20 protein-coding genes and 1 tRNA gene are annotated in these 19,244 nt (G+C 63.8%); 17 read left to right on the top strand and 4 right to left on the bottom strand.

Annotated elements, in window-relative coordinates; genetic code table 11:
• The first annotated feature begins 107 nt into the window (after nt 1-107).
• The 6 genes from AC56PL_RS10030 to AC56PL_RS10005 all read left to right on the top strand — a co-directional run bounded on the left by AC56PL_RS10030 (nt 108) and on the right by AC56PL_RS10005 (nt 6,869).
• On the top strand, nt 108-1,466 hold the full coding sequence (locus tag AC56PL_RS10030) for an MFS transporter (RefSeq protein WP_497153723.1): 1,359 nt from the start codon (nt 108-110) through the stop codon (nt 1,464-1,466).
• Entirely contained in the window at nt 1,463-2,959 is a 1,497-nt protein-coding gene (locus AC56PL_RS10025; RefSeq protein ID WP_497153722.1) for a pyridoxal phosphate-dependent decarboxylase family protein, read from the top strand. The genes AC56PL_RS10030 and AC56PL_RS10025 overlap by 4 nt, the downstream gene beginning before the upstream one ends.
• 54 nt (nt 2,960-3,013) lie before the next feature.
• Nucleotides 3,014-4,267 (top strand): alpha/beta fold hydrolase, encoded by a 1,254-nt coding sequence (locus AC56PL_RS10020; RefSeq protein ID WP_497153721.1) that lies wholly within the window; start codon nt 3,014-3,016, stop codon nt 4,265-4,267.
• Nucleotides 4,268-4,366: 99 nt separating this feature from the next.
• Complete coding sequence (locus AC56PL_RS10015; RefSeq protein ID WP_497153720.1) at nt 4,367-5,308, top strand: hypothetical protein; 942 nt, start codon at nt 4,367-4,369, stop codon at nt 5,306-5,308.
• 13 nt (nt 5,309-5,321) lie between these two features.
• On the top strand, nt 5,322-6,074 hold the full coding sequence (locus AC56PL_RS10010) for a methyltransferase domain-containing protein (protein WP_495513551.1): 753 nt from the start codon (nt 5,322-5,324) through the stop codon (nt 6,072-6,074).
• A gap of 243 nt (nt 6,075-6,317) precedes the next feature.
• Nucleotides 6,318-6,869, top strand: a complete 552-nt coding sequence (locus AC56PL_RS10005) for a putative glycolipid-binding domain-containing protein (protein ID WP_495515944.1) — start codon at nt 6,318-6,320, stop codon at nt 6,867-6,869.
• Between the two features lie 30 nt (nt 6,870-6,899).
• Here AC56PL_RS10005 and AC56PL_RS10000 read toward each other — a convergent pair whose 3' ends face one another.
• Nucleotides 6,900-7,859: a prephenate dehydrogenase gene (locus AC56PL_RS10000; RefSeq protein ID WP_495513550.1), complete on the bottom strand. Its 960-nt coding sequence runs from the start codon at nt 7,857-7,859 to the stop codon at nt 6,900-6,902.
• A gap of 94 nt (nt 7,860-7,953) precedes the next feature.
• Here AC56PL_RS10000 and AC56PL_RS09995 point away from each other — a divergent pair, with 94 nt between their 5' ends.
• From AC56PL_RS09995 to AC56PL_RS09980, 4 genes are all read left to right on the top strand, one after another.
• Nucleotides 7,954-8,463 carry a tRNA adenosine deaminase-associated protein gene (locus tag AC56PL_RS09995; RefSeq protein ID WP_495513549.1) on the top strand — a complete coding sequence of 170 codons (510 nt, stop codon included), beginning with the start codon at nt 7,954-7,956 and terminating at the stop codon, nt 8,461-8,463.
• A gap of 15 nt (nt 8,464-8,478) precedes the next feature.
• A complete protein-coding gene (locus tag AC56PL_RS09990; RefSeq protein WP_497153719.1) occupies nt 8,479-8,937 on the top strand; it encodes a nucleoside deaminase in 459 nt (152 codons plus the stop codon).
• A gap of 225 nt (nt 8,938-9,162) precedes the next feature.
• Nucleotides 9,163-9,372: a CsbD family protein gene (locus AC56PL_RS09985; protein WP_482136958.1), complete on the top strand. Its 210-nt coding sequence runs from the start codon at nt 9,163-9,165 to the stop codon at nt 9,370-9,372.
• 77 nt (nt 9,373-9,449) lie between these two features.
• Nucleotides 9,450-9,540: transfer RNA gene (locus AC56PL_RS09980), tRNA-Ser, on the top strand.
• A 62-nt stretch (nt 9,541-9,602) separates the two neighbouring features.
• On the opposite strand, the gene AC56PL_RS09975 is transcribed toward AC56PL_RS09980, so the two are convergent.
• Complete coding sequence (locus tag AC56PL_RS09975; protein WP_497153718.1) at nt 9,603-10,595, bottom strand: NAD-dependent epimerase/dehydratase family protein; 993 nt, start codon at nt 10,593-10,595, stop codon at nt 9,603-9,605.
• A gap of 176 nt (nt 10,596-10,771) precedes the next feature.
• Between AC56PL_RS09975 and AC56PL_RS09970 the strand changes: the two genes are divergently transcribed.
• The 7 genes from AC56PL_RS09970 to AC56PL_RS09940 all read left to right on the top strand — a co-directional run bounded on the left by AC56PL_RS09970 (nt 10,772) and on the right by AC56PL_RS09940 (nt 17,273).
• Entirely contained in the window at nt 10,772-11,386 is a 615-nt protein-coding gene (locus AC56PL_RS09970) for a TetR family transcriptional regulator (RefSeq protein ID WP_495513546.1), read from the top strand.
• Nucleotides 11,387-11,716: 330 nt separating this feature from the next.
• Nucleotides 11,717-13,063 carry an aromatic ring-hydroxylating oxygenase subunit alpha gene (locus AC56PL_RS09965; RefSeq protein ID WP_497153717.1) on the top strand — a complete coding sequence of 449 codons (1,347 nt, stop codon included), beginning with the start codon at nt 11,717-11,719 and terminating at the stop codon, nt 13,061-13,063.
• A gap of 29 nt (nt 13,064-13,092) precedes the next feature.
• A complete protein-coding gene (locus AC56PL_RS09960; protein ID WP_495515943.1) occupies nt 13,093-13,572 on the top strand; it encodes a hypothetical protein in 480 nt (159 codons plus the stop codon).
• Nucleotides 13,569-14,855, top strand: a complete 1,287-nt coding sequence (locus AC56PL_RS09955; RefSeq protein ID WP_497153716.1) for a cytochrome P450 — start codon at nt 13,569-13,571, stop codon at nt 14,853-14,855. The genes AC56PL_RS09960 and AC56PL_RS09955 overlap by 4 nt, the downstream gene beginning before the upstream one ends.
• Entirely contained in the window at nt 14,852-15,061 is a 210-nt protein-coding gene (locus AC56PL_RS09950; protein ID WP_495513543.1) for a ferredoxin, read from the top strand. Before AC56PL_RS09955 ends, AC56PL_RS09950 begins: the two co-directional genes overlap by 4 nt.
• A gap of 41 nt (nt 15,062-15,102) precedes the next feature.
• Nucleotides 15,103-15,858 carry a 3-oxoacyl-ACP reductase FabG gene (locus tag AC56PL_RS09945; protein ID WP_495513542.1) on the top strand — a complete coding sequence of 252 codons (756 nt, stop codon included), beginning with the start codon at nt 15,103-15,105 and terminating at the stop codon, nt 15,856-15,858.
• A gap of 44 nt (nt 15,859-15,902) precedes the next feature.
• Complete coding sequence (locus AC56PL_RS09940) at nt 15,903-17,273, top strand: ABC transporter substrate-binding protein (protein ID WP_495515942.1); 1,371 nt, start codon at nt 15,903-15,905, stop codon at nt 17,271-17,273.
• Nucleotides 17,274-17,643: 370 nt separating this feature from the next.
• Here AC56PL_RS09940 and AC56PL_RS09935 read toward each other — a convergent pair whose 3' ends face one another.
• Nucleotides 17,644-18,123: a carboxymuconolactone decarboxylase family protein gene (locus AC56PL_RS09935; protein WP_495513540.1), complete on the bottom strand. Its 480-nt coding sequence runs from the start codon at nt 18,121-18,123 to the stop codon at nt 17,644-17,646.
• Nucleotides 18,120-19,217: an NAD(P)H-dependent amine dehydrogenase family protein gene (locus tag AC56PL_RS09930; protein ID WP_497153715.1), complete on the bottom strand. Its 1,098-nt coding sequence runs from the start codon at nt 19,215-19,217 to the stop codon at nt 18,120-18,122. Before AC56PL_RS09930 ends, AC56PL_RS09935 begins: the two co-directional genes overlap by 4 nt.
• Nucleotides 19,218-19,244: the final 27 nt, after the last annotated feature.

Here is a 19,244-nt window from a genome sequence, read left to right as displayed (position 1 = left end):
TGAATGGGAAAGGCTGAGCGTCGAGCCACCCGATATTACCGCCGCCTCCGCCGGTCAGCAGGGGAATCAGGCAACCGCATTGCGATTTCAGGGCTTACTGTGTGAGCGTGATCGTGCGATCAGAGACCCATGCGCCCGGCCTCGACCGCGGCGTGGTTGCCGGGTATGCCGCAGGCAGTGTGGGAACAGGCGGGTTTGGTGTCCTGCCAGGACTGGTACTCGCGTACTACCTCACGGACACATTGGGTGTGGCCGCCGCGTTGGCCTCGCTGGTGGTGATCATCCCGAGGATCGCCGATGTGCTGCTCGACCCGTGGATCGGGGCGATCAGCGATCGGATGGTGGGTCGCGACGGTAACCGCGTGCGGCTCATGCTCATCGGTGCACTTGCCCTGCCATTGCTGTTCATCGCGATCTTTTCGGTGCCGACGTTGCTCGGACCGGCGGCGGGTGCGATGTGGGTGCTGGTGGCCTTTCTGCTCGCTGCGGTCGCATACAGCCTCTTCCAGGTTCCGTACATCGCGCTGCCTGCAGAACTCACCGCCGACTACCACGAACGCACGCGGCTCATCTCGGTGCGCATCGCGGTGTTGGCCTTGACGATTCTGTTGGTGGGCGCCGGTGGACCGGCGATCCGGGACGGTCTCGGCGGCAACGCCGCGGGCTACCTCGCGATGGCTGCCGTGGTCGCGGTGGTGATCTGCGCGGGCATGCTTGCCGCGACGCTCGGCGCAGCCCGAAAAGCATTGCCACCGGCGAAGTCCGGGCAGATGATCTCCACCTTCGTGGCCTACCGCGATGGTCTGGATGCGCTGCGCGACGTCCGGCGGTTCCGGGTGCTGGTGACGGTGTTCGTGATCCAGGCGCTGGCGACGGCCGTCATGCTGGCGGGTGCGCAGTATGTGGCGACCTATGTGCTCGACAACGAAGGCGCTCTGAGCATCCTGTTCGCAGCGCTGGTCGCGCCCGCACTGCTGGTGATGCCGCTCTGGTATCGCCTGGCCCATGCCCGCGGAAAGACGGCCGGATTGATCTGGGCCTCAGCGATATTCATGTGCGCCACCCTGCTGTTGACGTTGCTGGTCTGGGCGCCGGGCTGGTGGGTGTATCCGGTGGTCGGCCTCGCCGGGGTGGGATACGCCGGGATGCAGGCGTTTCCGCTGGCAATGCTGCCGGACGTCATCGACGAGGACGCGCAACGGAGTGGTCGCGAGCGGGGCGGCGCCCTGGCCGGTGTGTGGACCGCCACCGAGACCGCGGGCCTGGCACTGGGCCCGGCCGTGTTCCTCGGAGTGCTCGCGGTATCCGGATTCGTCTCGTCGGACGGGGACGATCCGGTCCCGCAACCCGACTCGGCCGTCACGGCGATGGCGCTGGCATTCTCGTTGCTACCCACCGTGTTGGTCGCCGGAAGTCTGTGGGTGCTCCGCGGCTATCGCGACGCCGCCGTGGAGGAGAGGAAATGATCACGCCGGAAATACCGATCGCGGACCGGGGCCGGTCAGTGCTACGACGGTTGGAAGACCTGCGGGCACACGACGCACCGACCCACGGCGGCCGGATCCTGTCCTATGTCTACGACAGCGGGCTGGCCGAACTGGACCGGATTGCCGCCGACGCCGCTCGTCAGGTGCAGCCGGTGAACGGCCTCGACCCCACGGTGTTCACCTCGGTCGCAGTGATGGAGCGCGAGTTGATCGCCTTCGGTCGCAACGTATTCCATGGTGATGACACCATGGTCGGCACGGTGACCAGCGGCGGTACCGAGAGTTGCCTGCTGGCGGTCAAGGCGGCCCGCGACAGCGTTGCCCGTCCGCGCGGCACCGGCTCGTTGGTGATCGCGAGCACGGCGCACGCGGCCTTTGTCAAAGCCGCAGCGCTGCTGTCCCTGGAGCTGATCCGGGTACCGGTCGACCCCGACACCACGCGTGCGAGCGCTGCCGCCGTCGCCGCAGCGATCCGCGAGGATACGGTCCTGGTGGTGGTCTCGGCGCCCAACTACCCGACAGGTGCCATCGACCCGGTCGCCGACATCGCGAAAGTCACCTCGCAGCAGGGCATTCCGCTGCATGTGGATGCCTGCCTCGGTGGATTCGCCCTGGCTTGGTGGGAGACCGATGACATCCCGGTGCCGCCCTGGGATTTTCGCGTACCCGGGGTCACAAGTATCTCTGCCGACCTCCACAAGTATGGCTACGCACCCAAAGGTGCTTCACTGCTGCTTCACCGTGATCGTGACCGACACCGGGCCCAGTACTTCGGAATCACCGACTGGCCCGGCTATCCGGTGGTCAATCCGACGCTCCTGGGCTCGAAGTCGGTGGCGGGGACGGCCGCGGCCTGGGCGATCACCCAGACACTCGGCGTCGAGGGTTATGCCGCGCTGGTGGCCGGGATCAGGCGTTGCACCGACGCACTGCTCGGGGCGATCGAGAGTATTGACGGACTGTGTGTGGTCGGAGAACCTATCGGTCCGGTGTTCGCGGTCGCGGCGGACACTGCCGCGGTTGCGCCGGTCGATCCGCACCGATGGTCAAATGCGGTGCGTGAACGTGGTTTCACCCTGCAGATGCAGCCGTCGTTCACCCAGACCGATGGCTCGGTGCTGCCGGCGACCACACACTTCACGGTGACCCCGGTGACCGAAGCCGTCCTCGAGGAGCTGGTCGCGGCTCTTGCCGCCGGAGCCGACGCCGTGCGGGGACAGTCCGCTGCCGGGCCGCCGGAGGCGTTGCGGGAACTTGCCGCCGCCATCGACCGTGGTGACCTGGCGGTTTCCGATATTCTGGCGCTGCCGAGCGCTGCTGTCGGTGAGGCGCTGGCCGCGGCCGGGCTCGACCCGCAGGGCGACGGCGAGCTCGACATGGCGACGGTGCTCGCTGCCGTCGAGGCATTGCCGCGTGAGGTCACCGCCAAGATGCTGGTGGAGTTCCTCGCAGGTCTGGTGGCCCCGAATTGATCACCGTGAACATTTCTCTTACGACGGGCTGTGTTCACCGGTAGCGTCCACCGGGTGTCGCAGCCCAGACGTTTCGGTGCCCTGTTCGCCCTGCTCACCATTGCAGCCGCCGGGGTGATCACCGCGGCACCGCCGGTTGTCGCTGCGCCGGGGGACTTCTACAACACGAGCTCGGTGACGCCCGGTGAACCGGGGACGGTTGTGCGGCGGGAGGCGCTGGTGCCGTTCGGTGGGCTGGGCGCGGGACATCGGGTGCTCTATTCGACCACCGACACCTTCGGCGCACCGATCCTCGTATCCGGTACCTCGCTCGAACCGGATGCGGTGTGGACCGGTCCGGGCCCAGTGCCATTGGTGGTGATCGGGCCCGGAACGCAGGGTCAGGGCGATCAGTGCGCACCGTCGAGGAACTTCGAAAAGGGATTCGGGACAACCGATATCGGCGGCACGACCAGTATTCAGGCCAACTATGAGGGATTCTTCGCCGCGAGCTTCCTCGCGCAGGGATTCCGGGTTTTCGTGACCGACTATGTGGGGCTGGGAACTCCCGGTGTACACACTTATGCAAACCGTGCGGAAGCCGCGCACGCGATGCTCGACGGGGCGCGCGCAGCGTCTCCCGGGACCGGTCCGGTTGTGCTGTGGGGACATTCGCAGGGCGGAGCTGCCACCGCGGCCGCGGCCGAACTGGCGCCGGAGTATGCGCCGGACCTGAATATCGCTGCCGGCTATGCGAGTTCGCCACCGGCAGATCTCCTTGCGGTGCAACGGCATATCGACGGTACCGGGCTGATGGCGGCTATCGGCTACACCATCAACGGATTTCTGGCGCGCTATCCGGAATTGCGCGGCCCTCTTGATGCACATTTGAACGACCACGGCCGCGCGGTGCTCGCCGATGTCGCCCAACAATGCCTGCTCGACTCCCGCAATGAGTACGGGAAACAGAGCACCGCCGGGTGGACCACCGACGGGCGCAGGCTCGACGAGGTGATCGCAGACCTGCCTGCGGCCAGGGCCGTGGCCGACGAGCAGCGGATCGGCCGCCGAACGCCCGCCGCGCCGATCATGGTCACCGGTGCGGAGAACGACGACTTCATTCCCTATGCGCAGACCGCCACGCTGGTTCGTGACTGGTGTGCCCGAGGTGCGAACGTCGTCCTGAACACCGATCGGATCCCCGCGGTCAATCCGGGTAGCGGCAACAACCACCTCGCCCCGGTGGTCGCCGATTACCCCACGGGCCTGCAGTTTGTACGCGACCGGCTGGCCGGACTGCCGGTCGAGGGTAACTGCGCCACCGTCTGATCCCGGTGGCGGAGTTGTCCCCGCGACGGCTGGGCAACGGCACAAACGTCAAGCGCCGGTAATGTCTGAACCCAGACCACCGACGTGAGGAGTGCACGCATGGGTCCCGGAAACGGAAACGATCCCGAGAATCCTGACCAGCCGACTTGGGGTGGTGGGCAGGACCCTGCGCAACCGCAGCAACCGTATTGGGGTGCGCCACCGGACCCGCAGGGCCAGGGGCCGAGCGGCACCACCCAGATGCCATCGCAGGATCCGCAGTACGGGCAGGATCCGCAGTACGGACAACCGCAGTACGGACAACCGCAATACGGGCAGGATCCGCAGTACGGACAACCGCAATACGGGCAACCGCAATACGGGCAACCCCAATACGGTGGCGATCAGTACGGCGACCCCCAACACGGTGGCGATCAATACGGTCGGCCGGTTGTCGGTGGCCAGCCCGCCTACAGCCAGCAACCCGACTACAGCCAGCAATACCCGAACGCACCGTACGGCGGAGGTGGCCCACCCTACGGTGAACCCCCGTATGGCGGCTACGGAAACGGTGGTCAGCCCCCGGGCAACGGCGGAAACAAGAAGGCCGTATTGATCATTGCGGCGGTTGTTGCCGTTCTGGTGCTCGTCCTTGGCGGCATATTCGCCGCGGTGGCGTTGTCCGGCGATGACGGTGACGATTCGACCGCCGGATCGTCGTCGGTCGCCACATCGACCACGACGTCGGCCGATGAGACCGAAACCGACACGACCACAACAGAAACCACAACCACCAGCGAAGAACAGTCGGGCGACGTCACGTATGAGGTCACCGGCAATGCCTTCGTGATCACCTACACGGATGCCGAAGGCGTCGAGCAGACGGACGACGACCCGACATTGCCGTGGACCAAGTCGTTCGAAGGCAATCCGGAAGAACCCCTTGTACTCGGTGCGATTGCAATCGATGGCAGCGATGTCACGTGCACGATCAAGGTCGGTTCGAAAACGGTTTCCGAGGAGACGGGCCCGCTGGCAGCTTGCGTGAGTCTGGACTGGTGAGGCAACCGAACTCGTGACGGATCCGGACAAGCGCGCGCAGATGTCGACCTCCTTCGGGGAACAGGCGCGTGCGTACAGTCAGGGACGACCCGACTACCCGACCGAGGCAGTCGCCGAACTGCTCGACCCGGGTGCGCGGGTCGTCGCTGACATCGGTGCCGGCACAGGCAAACTCACTGCATCCCTGATCGAATCGGGTCGCACGGTGTATGCGGTGGAGCCAGATGCGGGGATGCTCGATGAATTGACGGCGCGCCTGCCGACGGTGCACGCGCTGATCGGAACGGCCGAGCAGATCCCGTTGGCGGACAACATCGCTGACTCCCTCGTGTTCGGTCAGGCGTGGCATTGGGTCCGTCCAGACGAGGCGGTGGCCGAGGCCGAGCGGGTTCTGCGGCCCGGCGGCACAGTGGGGTTGATCTGGAACATCCGTGACGAATCCGTGCCGTGGGTGCGCGAGTTGACCGGGATCGTGGCGGCCAGCGAAGGCGAACTGTATGTGGCCGCCGGCGTCCCCGAACTGGGCGGCGGATTCGGGCCGTTGGTACACCGGATCTCCCGATGGGACCGCACGTTGACCGCCGGACAGTTGATGGCCATGGTGGCCTCCCGTAGCGCGGTCATCACCGCCACCGGCCCCGACCGGGCCCGGATACTGTCCGAGGTCGAAGTGCTGGCCGACCAGGTGGCCGATGAGTCCGGGACCATCGTCCTGCCCTACCTCACGCATACCTACCGTTCTGAATTGAATCCGCCGCAGGCATGAGCACCGCTCGAGCAGCGTTCGCCGGATTCATCCCCTGGTCTGGTACCCCGAGGGCACGCTGCCCTCGATGCCGCCGGCGCGGACGAGCGGGCAAAGTTTCGAGGGTCTGATCGGCACTTATCCCCGGTTGGGTCGATAACCGACAACCCGGTCGCCTACCGTGGAGTCGTGAGTTCCCCAGACGTGTCCCAAGTGCCCGCTGAGCCTGCGCCCACGGTGGCGGGCAATGGCGATTTCAAGACCATGATGACCTGGCGCGGCATCGGTGCCGAACGCCTGGAACAGGTCCGGGTGACGGTGACCGGCAAACGGATCAAGGCCTATGGCCGGATCATCGCCGCGGCCACCGCCGATCATGAGGCATTCAGTGCCTCCTACGACCTGATCACCACGGACGCCGGTCTCACCAAGCGACTGTCCCTTCACCTGGTGCGGGCCAGCGGCGACACGCAGATCTCCATCACCCGAGACGGGCAGGACGTGTGGCTGGTCCAGACCGCTCGCGGTATGCAGCGCAGCGACTTCGGCGGTGCCCAGGACGTCGATCTGGCGTTGAGCCCCTTCTTGAACGCGCTGCCGATCCGTCGCCTCGGCCTGCAGGAGGCGTCCACGGCGCCCACCACGGTGCCGGTGGCATACCTCTACATTCCGTCCGGCGAGTTCTCGGCGGAATCGTTGCAGTACACCCCGGGCGAGACCGGAATCGGCATCGTCTCGCCGATGGCCCAGGCCACCATCACCGTCGACGAGAACGGCTTCGTCCGTGACTACCCCGGCCTGGCCGAGCGCATCTAGTACCGGCCACGAGACTTCACCCTCTCGGCACTAGCCGGTCCAGATGGCCCCGTCGCGGGCCGCATTACGCAGCTCGGCCTCCCAGCCGGGCGCCCCGATGGACACCGACACCGGCGGTCCGTCGACTCCGTTGACCCTGTCGTAGTGTTTGCGGGCCCGATGCCCGTCGGCCACCAGCGTCTCGACGGTGCCCTCGTCGCGCAGTTGGTCGCGCGCATACGTCAGCCGATCGATGGTCTCGCTGAGTGCGATCAGCAGCTCTGTCGAATTCGCCTCGAGCATGGCCCGCTGCGCCGTCGGCGACGTCCCGGCCACGCGGGTGACGTCCCGGAACGATCCGGCTGCCAATCGCAGAGCCAACTCGCCCTCGCCCGCGCCGACCGCGGCGGTGACCGCTGCCGTCAGATGTGGCAGGTGCGAGATCCCGGCGACGGCCCGGTCGTGTTCGTCGGAGGCCGCCGCGACCACCCGTGATCCGACATCGAGAGCCAGGTGCGCGACGGTCTGCCAGACCTGCGGATCGGCGCCGTCATCGGTTCCGACCACCCACACCGCGCCGGTGAACAGCTCGGGGTCGGTGGCAGGCCATCCGGACTCGGAGGTACCGGCCATCGGGTGTCCACCCACGAACCGGTGGGCCAGGCCGTGAGTGCGCGCCGCGTCGGCAACAGGTTGTTTCACGCTGACGACGTCGGTCAGCGGACAGTCAGGGGCATGCTCGGCCACCTGCGCGACCAGTGCGTCGATCGTCGGGGCCGGGGTCGCCAGCACGATCAGAGCAGAACTGTCCGCGGCCCGCAGCAGCGTCGCGACGAGATCAGACGAGGCGTCGAAGCCGTCGGCGACGGCGGCGTCCACCGTCTCCTGGGACCGGTTGTATCCGAACGCGGTCCGACCGGCGGCCGCCGCGGCGCGGAGCAGGGAACCGCCGATCAGGCCGAGGCCGAGAACGCAGATTTGTGGCCGATGTGTCGGAGCGGTGTGTGTCACCTGTTCAGATTCGCATATCGCGGCTTCCGGCAATGCCGGGTGGCGCTGGTCAAGGGAGTTGGGTTTACCCGCGCCGCCCGCTACCGTGACCGCTATGGCTGGTGCGCGCGCGGATGAAGTAGATGGGTTTGCCATTGCGGTCGTCCGAGAGGACGGCAAGTGGACCCTCACCGCATTGGACAGCAATTCCCTCGGTGAACTGACGGAGACCGAGAATCTCCTGCGTGGCCTGCGCAGTGCGGGCGCGGTGTTCGGTCTGCTCGATGTCGACGACGAGTTCTTCATCGTCGTGCGTCCGTCGCCCTCGGGAACCAAACTGTTCATCTCCGACGCCACCGCGGCCATCGATTACGACATCGCCGCCGATGTGCTCGAGGTCCTCAACGTCGACATCCCGGACATCGATCCCGACGAACTCGCCGACGTCGAGCCGTGGGAAGAGGGCGATCTCGCGATCCTCTCGGACCTCGGACTACCCGACTCGGTGATGAGTGTGATCGTCGGCGACACCGACCTGTACGCCGATGAGCAGATCGGGATGATCGCAGCGCGGTTGGGCTTTGCCGACGAGCTCGCGAAAACCCTTGAGGGTCTGGGCCATTAGACCTCTGGGGCGAGCATGAACACCGATGAGCAGTTGATCGAGGCCGCGCTCGCCGCAGCCGCACACGCCGATCCGCGGGATGTCCCGGTGGGCGCGGTGATCTTTGATCCGCAGGGGCATGTGATCGCCTCCGCGGCGAATGCGCGCGAAGCCACCTCTGATCCGACGGCGCATGCCGAAGTCCTTGCCATCCGGGCGGCTGTCGCAGTGCTGGGCGATGGCTGGCGGCTGACCGGATGCACCATTGCAGTCACACTCGAGCCGTGCACGATGTGCGCGGGCGCGATTACCCTGGCTCGGCTGGAGCGGCTTGTGTTCGGCGCCTGGGAGCCCAAGACGGGCGCTGTGGGGTCGCTCTGGGACGTTGTCCGCGACCGTCGCAACACCCATCGGCCACAGGTGCGTGGCGGTGTTCTGGAGGACAGATGCGCTGACGTCCTGCGCGATTTCTTCGCCTCCCACAGACCTTCCTGACCTGGTTCCCGGAACGCGATCTTCCTGAAGCGGGCATCGAACCGGCGCGGTCGGCTGTCCAGATCACATCCGCGGCCTGTTGTGACGGCTGGGCGGTGGCCAGATGACCCCGAAAGTGGCACGTTGGAATTCGGTACCCAGGTGTTTACGGGTACCGGTCGGCTGGGTATGCGACTTGCATGCCGAAGAACACGGCCATCTGATCGAACCTGAAGGAGGATTGTCATGGGTGTTAGCGACGATGCAAAAAACAAGGCAGAAGATCTCAAGGGCCGCGGCAAAGAGGCCGCAGGAAGCCTGTCCGGCGACGATGAGCTGAAGGCCGAAGGCAAAGGCGACCAGGCCAGCGCGAGCGCCAAGCAGAAGGTCACCGACGCTGCCGACGCGGTCAAGCACAAGGCTGACGACCTCAAGAACAAGCTCACCGGCCACTAAAAGTCGAGCAGACTGCAAAAACCGGCCCTGACCAGCCGATTGCAGTCCTAGGCCGCCGCTGCGGTAATGTCTTCCGCGGTGGCGTGTCCGAGCGGCCGAAGGTGCAGCACTCGAAATGCTGTGTACGGTAACCCCGTACCGAGGGTTCAAATCCCTCCGCCACCGCCATGAGAATCCCCCCACCTCTCAGGTGGGGGGATTCTTGGTTTCGATGTGTTTGGGGTCGGGGATCAGCCGATGTCGTTTGCGCGGTAGAAGGTGACGGCGTCGCGTACCGAATCCTCGAATGGCGTGGTCTTCCAGCCGAGTTCACGTTCGGCCTTACTGTGGTCCAGTGCGCACATGTAGTCCCACATGTTGAACGCCCGTCTGACGAAGATGATGTCCCGCCGGATCAGTTTGCCGATCACCTGTAGAACTGACGCAGTTGCCAAGACCACAGGCAACGGCAATCCGAGCCACGGCGCTCGCTTCCCGCCGGCCGCAGTTGCCAGGGTGTGCAGTTCGCGCGAGGTCATGTATGTGTCAGAAATGATGTAGCGCTGCCCGTTACGGCCATGATGCATCGCCAGCACCATCGCTTCGGCGGCGTCGTCGATCGCGACGACCTCGTGCCGCAGACCGCGGAAGTAGAACGGTGCCTTGCCGGCCGAGATCCTCGCCAACATGCCGCCGTGCGGGGTCGGCTGCCAGTCGCGGGGCCCATAAGGGGTGGAGATGCAGAGTGCAACCGCCGGTAGTCCCTTGTTCGCGGCATAGCCCAACACCAAGTTCTCTGCGTCGACCCGGCACTGTGTGTACGCGCCGCCTTCGTCGTACCAGTTGAACGGATCGTCTTCGGTCACGGCTGTGCCGTCGGTGCGTACCGCAAGTGTCGCGATGGTGCTCATGAAGACGAACTTCTCGAGTTCGGCGTCGACCGCGACATCGAGAACGTTGCGCAATCCGTCGACGTTCGTGCGAAACAGCGGCGCCGGATCTCTCAGCCACGCCCGCGCGTCCACGACGCAATAGAAGACGACGTCGCACCCGGCCATCGCGGTGCGCAGGGCCTCGGCGTCCCAGACATCGCCGTAGCAGCGCTCGACGTCCAGATCCTCGATGCCCTTCACTGAACTGGTCTTGCGAAGCATCACTCGGACGTCCTCGCCGCGCTCGACCAGTTTCCTGGTCACGTTCGAGCCAACGAAGCCGCTGGCCCCGATCACCAATTTCTTTGCCATTGAATGCCTTTGCGTTGTTGATCGACCCGCGACTGGCGGGGGTCGGAGAGGGGAGGCAACACGATTTGATCGATTGATCAAATCGTGTTGCCTATGATGCGGGTCACATTGTGGCGTGTCAAGGGTGGCGGGTGGCGGTTCTGATCCGTCACCTGCCCGTATGCGAGGATGAGCGAATGGTCGAACGTTGGACACGCGAGCGACGTCTCGAACACACTCGCGGTCTTTTGTTGGATGCGGCCGAAGAGCTGTTTGCGCGCAAGGGTTTTGGCTCCACGCCGCTGGAGGACATCGCGGAAGCCGCGGGATACACCAGAAGTGCGATCTATTCACACTTCGGTACCAAGTCCGAGCTTTTCGTCGCCGTCATCCAGCGCAGTCGGGAGCGGTTCCTGGATGGCTTCACCGACCTGATCGCGTCCCTGCATCGGTTGGATGATCTCAATCTCGATGTCCTCGCGGACCGTTGGCGCGAGCTGAGCCTGAGTCAAGACGGCCCGGATCGGGCTGCGCTGGGGTACGAGTTCACCCTGTTCTTGCTGCGCAATCCCGATGCCCGCGAGCGCGTTGCGGCCCAGCGGCTCGAGGCGATCCGGTCCTTGGGTGAATACATCACAAGGGATGTCACCCGGATCGGCGCCACCCTGACCATTCCGGCGGAAACGTTGGCGCACGTGATCATCGCGACCAATGATGCCGTGACGCTCAACAGCAGCGTCGACGACGAAGACCTCTACCGTCCCTTTTTGCAGATGGTCGTCTCCAGCATCGTGCCGCCCAGCGGCGGGTAGATGCCCCGGCCGATCGGCCTCACTCGAAGTCCAGACCACCTGCGGTTCCAACGCAGGTGGCCTTTTTTTGATTCGAATACCCCTCTACCTGCGGAAATGTTCCCAAAAAGACGGTCTTGCACTTTATGTACATCTTTGTACAATAGTGCTGTGGATCACAGCTAGCCCATGATCCCGGCCATACACAGCAGCCAATGTTCCGATCGACATCTCGCCACGAAGGTTCACTCAGCGCGCACCGGTCAACGGGTGGCGCGCGATGACCGCACTCGCATATCGATGTCGCTCGGACCGCTCGGCTGTCACCACCGACGAAGAGAGCGTGAACCAATGGAAACAGCGAGGACCGGAGAATGGGTCGACGAGGCCCGCGGGCTTGCCGAGTACGAGTCCCATGGGTTTCCCACCGAGATTCCGAATTCCGAATACACCTCTCCTGAGTTCCAGGAGCAGGAGCGCGACAAGATCTGGATGAAGGTCTGGCAATTCGCCGGTCGCGTAAGCGAATTGCCCAATGTCGGCGACTGGAAAGAGTACAAGGTCCTCGACCAGACCTACATCATCGTGCGCGGCAAGGACGGCCAGATCCGCGGATTCGTAAATGCATGCCGGCATCGCGGGAATGTGTTGTGCCAGGGCGCCGGTAACGCCAAGCGCGGATTCCTCTGTCAGTACCACCTCTGGTCCTACGACCTGGAAGGCAAGCTACGCGGCATGCTCCGCGAGAATTCGCAGGGTGAGGTCGACAAGGATGACCTGTCACTGGTCTCGGTGCCGGTGGATACCTTCGGTGGCTACATCTTTCTCAATCCCGACCCCGACGCCGCGCCGCTGTCGGACTATCTCGGTGCCGAGGTTTCCAAGCTGCTGGAGCCGTACTCCCTCGAAGAGATGACCACGGTCATGAACGTGCGAGAGCGGATCAATTGCAACTGGAAAGTTGTCATGGACGCCTTCGAGGAGGGTTACCACATCTCGGGTATCCATCCCGAACTGCTGAATGTCATTGCGTTGGACCCGAAAACGAGCCGATACCGCTTCTTCGAGAATCACAGCGTGGCCTGCGCGCCGTTTGATGTGGCGAACTCGATCTCTGCGGATGACGAGATCATGGGAATCAAGGCACTTCCGGAGACCTTCCCGGGAACCGCGGCGGTGTTGCCGCGCTTCGATGAACTGGTCAGCGCCTATCAGGGTGCGGACGGGAAAGTCAGCTTCCCTGAAGGGGTGACCGGCCGGACGATCTTGCAGCAGGCCACCCGTGACACTTTCACCGGCATGGGTCTCGACGTCAGTGGGCTCACCGAAGCGCAGATGAGTGACAACCACGGATGGGTGCTGTTCCCGAACTTTTTCATGACAGTTCGGGCCGGCGAGGCGCATGTGGTCATGGCAGTCCCTGATCCCGACGGTGATCCCAACTGGTGCATCTGGCACGTGGCCAGTTTCATGTGGTTGCCCGAGGAGTTGCGGGATGTGTACAAGGCGGAGCTGATCGAGGTCGATGAACCCGGCAGTTACAAGTACTTCCTTGCGCTGCAACAGGACTACGAGCAGATGCCCAGGCAGCAGCGGGGATTGAAGAACAAGGGGCTCAAGTACATGTCCTTGGTGCGAGAGGAAATCGTCGTCTCCCACTTCCATTCTGTTCTGAACAAACACATCGCAGGCCTGTGAAGTTTGACATGCCTCGAATTGGAGAAGAAATGACAGTGTCTTTGAAGGACGTCAACGATGTTATCGACAATTACACCGGGCTATCGCGCAAGGCTTTGGAATATGGTCTCGTCACAAAGGAGATCGTGGCGGGAGCAGCCAAGGAGCCCGGGTTTTCGGTCGATAGTTGGGCTCCCCTGGCTGACCTGATCGCGGTTGACGTCTTCGAGCGTGTTGGCAACTTCAAAGAGGTCATGAACTGGACCGACTATGTGAACTTTCTGACCGCCTGGGCCGGCAATGCCGACTGGGACTGCTCATTCAAGCGGGTCACCGAGAGCGGAAGCACCGTATTCCTGGAGCTCGAGGAGCGCAGCACGATCGGGGAGTTCAAGAGCGTTGTCAACTCCGTGTCGGTCTACGAATTCGACGAATCGGGAAAGGTCACACATATCGACGTGTATCTGCAGATGGCGCTGCCGGAGGGTGACATGTTCGGTAGCTATGAGGGGGTGACGATTTCAGAGTGAGTGCACCCGAGAACCTCGATGAGGTCGACTTCTTCATCGACAACGAATTGCTGTCGGATCCGCACGACTATCTCGCGGCCGTCCGCAATGAATGTCCGGTACGGAGAGAGAGCCACCACGACGTGGTGATGATCACCGGCTACGAAGAGGCCCTGGAGATCTACAACGACCCCGCACGCTTCTCGTCGTGCATCTCGGTCGCCGGGCCCTTCCCCGGCTTCCCGGTACCCCTTGAAGGCGATGATATTTCGGAGCTGATCGAGAAGCATCGCCCCCAGCTGATCATGAATGATCAACTGCCCACGATGGATCCGCCCGTTCACACCGCCCACCGGGCACTGCTTTTGCGGATGATCACACCAAAGCGGTTGAAGGAGAACGAGGAGTTCATGTGGAGACTGGCGGATCGCCAGCTCGATGAGGTGCTCGTCGATGGCCGATGTGAGTTCAACGGCGGATTTGCCACACCGTTCGCGATGCTTGTCATTGCCGATCTCCTGGGTGTGCCGGAGGCCTCGCACGACGAGTTCCGCGACGCGCTGCTCAGTGGACCGACCATCGGGAGCAGCACCGGTGACGCGATGGAGCATTCCCCGCTGGGGTACCTCTACGAGAAGTTCACCGAGTACATCGAGGACCGTCGCAGTGCTCCGCGCGGCGACGTCCTCACCGGTGTCGCCTCGGCAACATTCCCGGACGGGAGTGTTCCAGAGGTGTCCGATGCAGTGGCCGTCGCAGCGAATCTCTTTGCTGCAGGCCAGGAAACGACGGTGCGTCTGCTCAGTTCAGCCGTGAAGATGATCGCCGAGGACGCCGAGCTCCAAGCCAGGTTGCGCGCCGACCGCAGCCTTCTCCCGGCATTCATCGAGGAGGCGCTGCGTTACGAGAGCCCGGTGCGTGGCGACTTTCGGTTGTCGAAGGTCCCGGTGAATGTCGGCGGAGTCGATGTGCCGGCCGGGACCACCCTGATGCTGATCAACGCGGCGTTGAACCGGGATCCCCGAAAGTTCCCCGAACCCGACGTATTCGACGTCGATCGGTCGAACGCGCGGAGCCACGTTGCGTTCGGCCGCGGTATCCACAGCTGCCCGGGCGCACCCTTGGCCCGGGCCGAGGCCGTGGTGAGTTTGGAGCGCCTTCTCGACCGGACTGCTGACATCTGGATCGACGAGGAGCATCACGGTCCCCCCGGGGATCGCCGGTACAGCTACCTTCCGACGTTTGTCCTGCGTGGATTGACCCACTTGCACATCGGGTTCAGCCCGGCTGGTGGCGGCTCGTGATCCTTCACGTCGACTCCGATCGGTGCGCCGGTCACGGGGCATGTGTTGCCACCTGCCCTGAGGTTTTCGCCTTCGCCGACGACGGCTTTGCGGAGGTGGTGATGGATCGGATTCCCGACGAGCTCGCCGAACTGGCGGGGCAGGCCCGGAGTCATTGCCCGGAACAGGCAATCCGGCCGGGATCGTCCACCGCTGCAGCGGAATAGAAAGTGTTCATCCGATTCAGTGTCTGAAAGGACTACAGATCATGCCCTTTGGGGGAACCACTGCGGTTGTGACCGGCGGTGCGTCGGGTCTCGGCCTGGCCATCGCCGAGGGTCTGATCGCCCGCGGAACTCAGGTCGCCATCTTCGACATCCAAGCCGAACAGCTCGAACTCGAGGTCAAGCGTCTGCGAGAAGCGGGAGCCACGGTCAACGGTTACGTGGTCGATGTCTCTGATCGCGGCCAGGTCCAATCCGCAATGGAACAAGTGCGATTCGACTTCGGACCGGTGCTCATCTTGATCAACAACGCCGGGATCGAACAGTTCGGGAAGTTCGACGAGATCTCAGACGAGTTCTGGGATCGAGTGATGGCGATCAATCTTCGCGGACCGTTCATCTGTACGCAGGAAGCGCTGCCCGACATGAAGGCGGCGCAGTGGGGACGGGTGGTCAACATCTCCTCGTCGAGTGCGCAGGGCGGACAGTCGCAGATGGCGGCCTACGTCAGCTCGAAGGCCGGGTTGATCGGTCTGACAAAGAGTTTGGCGCTGGAGCTGGGTAGGTTCGGCATCACCGTCAACACGGTTCCACCGGGAATGGTGGTGACGCCACTACTGGAGAAGGCAATCGCGGAAGGGCGTTTCACCGCCTCGCTGGAGCATTTCGCCAAGATCACCCCGGTCAAGCGCGCCGGTCGGCCCGAAGACATCGCCAACGCGACGGTCTTTCTCTGCCAGGACGAGTCGTCGTACATCACGGGCCAGGTCATCGGTGTCAATGGTGGTCGAAGGACATGAGCGCCGTGTACATGAAAGGAACAACGAACGTGAAAACCCATCGTATGTTGATCGCCCTGATGGCATCCGTGCTGCTGGTGGCCGGATGTAGCGACCGTGGCGGCGGCGGTGCCGAGGAGGCCGGGGGTGGAGGCGAAACGGCTGCTGCCGGTACAGTTTCCAGCAGCTTCGGCGACCTCGCCGACGTCTGTCAGGAAGGCGACGCGAAGGGCTCTCCGACTCAGGGGGTGACCGACGATCAGATTCAGGTCGGTGTCTTCTCGGACGTCGGTTTCACAAAGAACGAGGAATTTGTCGCCGCCGCACAGATTTTCAGCGATTGGTGCAATGACAACGGTGGTATCAATGGCCGCGAGATCGTTGCCAACATACGTGATACCAAGTTCATGGATGTCCGCAAGCAGATGGTCGAGGCCTGCGCCACCGACTTCGCGCTCGTCGGAGGCGGCGCCGGGCTCGACGGACTCGGCGTCAAGGAGCGGCTGAGCTGTGGGCTACCGACATTCACCGCTCAGGTTGCCCAGGTGGCGTCCGCAGGCGCCGATCTGGAGATCAGTGCCGATCCGAGCCTGACCCCGGGTTATGACCCGTATTACGGTTACCGATCCTGGCTGATCAACGACGCCTATCCGGGTTCGAAGAACCTGGTGGGCATCATCAACGGGGACTCCCCGGTGACCAAACTGATGGGCGAGCAGGCGGTTGAAGCCGTGGAGGCCGCCGGAGGGAGCTTCGTCTACAACGACCTGTATCCCGCGATGGGCGTCTCGGACTGGACGCCCTATGCGCAAACCATCAAGAGCAAGGGTGTGAAGGGGTTGATCTGGTACGGCGAGTTTCGGCAGTTGGCCAAACTCGAATCCGTGCTGACCTCGATGGACTACAAGCTCGACTGGATCGACACGAACAACAGTGCCTATGGCGAAGAGTTCATCGGACTGCTGGGCACGTCCGCCGAGGCGCAGAACAACTATCTGGATCTCGGTGGCAATGCACCGTTGAACAGTGATGCTCCGGCGATCAAGGAATTGCTGGCCCTGCAGGCTGAGTACGCCCCGGATTCCCTGTTGACGCTGCCTGCGATCAGGGCCATGTCCTCGTGGTTGCTCTTCGCGAAGGCGGCGGCATCCTGTGGCGACGATCTGACCCGGACCTGCGTCTATGAGGCGGCCAAGACCGAGACCGCGTGGACCGGGGGCGGTTTGCACGTGCCGCACAACCTGGCCGAGCCGATCCCACCGTCGCCCTGCTTCAACGTCGAGGTGGCACGGCCGCAGGGCTGGGAGGCCGCGGACTTCGGACCGGATGTCGATGGCCTCTACCGCTGCGATATCCCGCCGCTGAAGTACACGACCGACTTCGGTCAGCCGATGACACTGGCGGATGTCGGAAAGAGTATGGCCGACATCAAGTAGGTGCCGAACTGTTGCCGGGCAGGGGACCGTATCGCCGTGGTCTTGCGGTTGTCCGATTTCCCGTTACACTTGTGCTCTGAATCACAGCAGCAACGTCGGGTGCACTGAATCACAGCTTGATTCTCGTCCAGTGCAACCCCTGACTTGCTCGCCTGGTGATGACTGACCGCATAGGAGATGTTGCAGTGGCCGAACGCCTGTACTACTCGAATCCGCCGATGGGTCCCTCGACGCTTATCGGGGAGGGCGGGGCCAGGCTCCATGCCATCGTCATGTCACAGAAAAATCGGTGGCGTATCAAGCTGGCGAGTTCGGACTTTCGGTCGATAGTCGGGCTTCCCTGGGTGGTCTGAACGCCGAAAGCTTGCGATCAGTGGTTCGGCAGCACGCAGGCGGTGTCCAGGCCGAGAACGCGGTTGAGGCGACCGAAGGCCAGCCACGAACCCAGGCACATGCTCAGCTCAACGATTTCACGCTGCTCGTAGGCGGCGGTCATCCGTGACCAGAACTCGTCGTCAAGCCCGTGATGGTCTACCGCATACCGCTCGGCGTACTCGGCCGCCAGGCGGGTGCGGACGTCGAAGGCGTCAGTGGTGCGCCAATTCTCGACCGCATCGTCGAAGTTCGGCTCCACCTTCACGCCGTCCCGCTCGGTCCGCCAGTCCTGGCAGAACACGCAGCCGTTGATCTGAGCGATCCGGAGGCGGGCCGCTTCGAACTCCCGAAGACCCAGTGTGGAATCCGAATAGACCTTCATCGAGAAGTTGGCCGCCGCACCACCGATCGCGGGCACCATCTCACCCCAAACGTAGGAGATCGGGTCTTTGCCGTCGGGTACGTCGATTCTCATGTCGGTGTCTTTCTCTTCAGTTTGCCGAGAGCCGGCGTGAGTGGAACGTCGAGTGCGTCGTACAGGCCGGGGCCGGCCGCGCGGAGCCAATTGATCGAGTTCACCAATCTGCCCACCGCCGTGGCGTTTCCACCGGCGGCACGGTTGCCGCCCTCATCGGTCGCCTCGACACTGATCTCTATCCGCGGACGACCTTCGATGATCACCTTGTGCGCGCCGTCCCCACCGTCGGGCGGCATCGGCCAGTCCGGTGCGCAGGAGGGGTGGATCCGGGTGATGTGTTCGATGACGATCAGCGGTTCACCGTCGACGATGCCCTGGATCTCGAAACGCAGGGCTCCCTGGGTGCCCGCGACGAACGTCCCCATCTGCGCGGTCTCGATCGTGGTTTCCAGTGGCCGGCGAAGAAGGGTTTCCCGGATCTCATCCACCTCGACCCCGAGGGCGCGGGCGATGAGCCGAATCTGCCCACCCCACACCATCGTCGGGACACCTTGCGCCACCATCGGCGGGTCGTAGTCCATGGGTTGCCCCATCCCGATGAGATAACGCACCGAGTCGGGCTGGTCGTAGGTTGTGTAGTCGAAGATCTCCTGGCAGCGGACCTGATCCACGGTCGACGCCAAACCGCTCGCGAGGATCGGCAGGATGTCGTTACCCCACCCGGGATCGACTCCGGATACGAAGAGGGATCCACCGCCGTCGTCGATGGCGGCGAGTACGGGGTCGCGCAGCTGCGCGGGGGCAGAGGTGGGGTCGTAGAGCGCATAGAGCGACGGGCTGACCACCGTCGCGCCGACCCGGATCGCCCGGGTGATGTCGGAGAGAGCGTCGTCGGGTCTGACGTCGCCGGACGCCGCATAGACAACGGACTCGGCGCCGGCCAGGGCTTTCTCGACGTCGTCGGTGGCCATCACCCCAAGACTGCGGCCGACGTCGGCGATGTCGCCGGCGTCTCGCCCGACCTTGTCGGGGTTGTGCACGATGACCGCGGTGAGTTCGAGATCGGGATGGGCGTCAACCGCGCGAATCGCGGCCCGCCCGACATTTCCGGTTCCCCACACCACGGTCCGGACCGCGCTCGGACTACTCATCAGGCCAGAATATAGAACACGTTCCAC

The sequence above is a fragment of the Williamsia sp. Y721 genome, from assembly GCF_059683565.1.
Note: the sequence above shows the minus strand (reverse complement) of the source record. Positions and strands in the feature narration are given on the sequence as shown.

Excerpts from the sequence above, each read along its gene's own strand:
- AC56PL_RS10025 (WP_497153722.1), top strand. The coding sequence starts at position 1,463 with ATGATCACGCCGGAAATACCGATCGCGGACCGGGGCCGGTCAGTGCTA.
- AC56PL_RS10015 (WP_497153720.1), top strand. The coding sequence starts at position 4,367 with ATGGGTCCCGGAAACGGAAACGATCCCGAGAATCCTGACCAGCCGACT.
- AC56PL_RS10005 (WP_495515944.1), top strand. The coding sequence starts at position 6,318 with ATGATGACCTGGCGCGGCATCGGTGCCGAACGCCTGGAACAGGTCCGG.
- AC56PL_RS09995 (WP_495513549.1), top strand. The coding sequence starts at position 7,954 with ATGGCTGGTGCGCGCGCGGATGAAGTAGATGGGTTTGCCATTGCGGTC.
- AC56PL_RS09990 (WP_497153719.1), top strand. The coding sequence starts at position 8,479 with ATGAACACCGATGAGCAGTTGATCGAGGCCGCGCTCGCCGCAGCCGCA.
- AC56PL_RS09985 (WP_482136958.1), top strand. The coding sequence starts at position 9,163 with ATGGGTGTTAGCGACGATGCAAAAAACAAGGCAGAAGATCTCAAGGGC.
- AC56PL_RS09975 (WP_497153718.1), bottom strand. The coding sequence starts at position 10,595 with ATGGCAAAGAAATTGGTGATCGGGGCCAGCGGCTTCGTTGGCTCGAAC.
- AC56PL_RS09970 (WP_495513546.1), top strand. The coding sequence starts at position 10,772 with ATGGTCGAACGTTGGACACGCGAGCGACGTCTCGAACACACTCGCGGT.
- AC56PL_RS09965 (WP_497153717.1), top strand. The coding sequence starts at position 11,717 with ATGGAAACAGCGAGGACCGGAGAATGGGTCGACGAGGCCCGCGGGCTT.
- AC56PL_RS09960 (WP_495515943.1), top strand. The coding sequence starts at position 13,093 with ATGACAGTGTCTTTGAAGGACGTCAACGATGTTATCGACAATTACACC.
- AC56PL_RS09945 (WP_495513542.1), top strand. The coding sequence starts at position 15,103 with ATGCCCTTTGGGGGAACCACTGCGGTTGTGACCGGCGGTGCGTCGGGT.
- AC56PL_RS09940 (WP_495515942.1), top strand. The coding sequence starts at position 15,903 with ATGTTGATCGCCCTGATGGCATCCGTGCTGCTGGTGGCCGGATGTAGC.
- AC56PL_RS09935 (WP_495513540.1), bottom strand. The coding sequence starts at position 18,123 with ATGAGAATCGACGTACCCGACGGCAAAGACCCGATCTCCTACGTTTGG.
- AC56PL_RS09930 (WP_497153715.1), bottom strand. The coding sequence starts at position 19,217 with ATGAGTAGTCCGAGCGCGGTCCGGACCGTGGTGTGGGGAACCGGAAAT.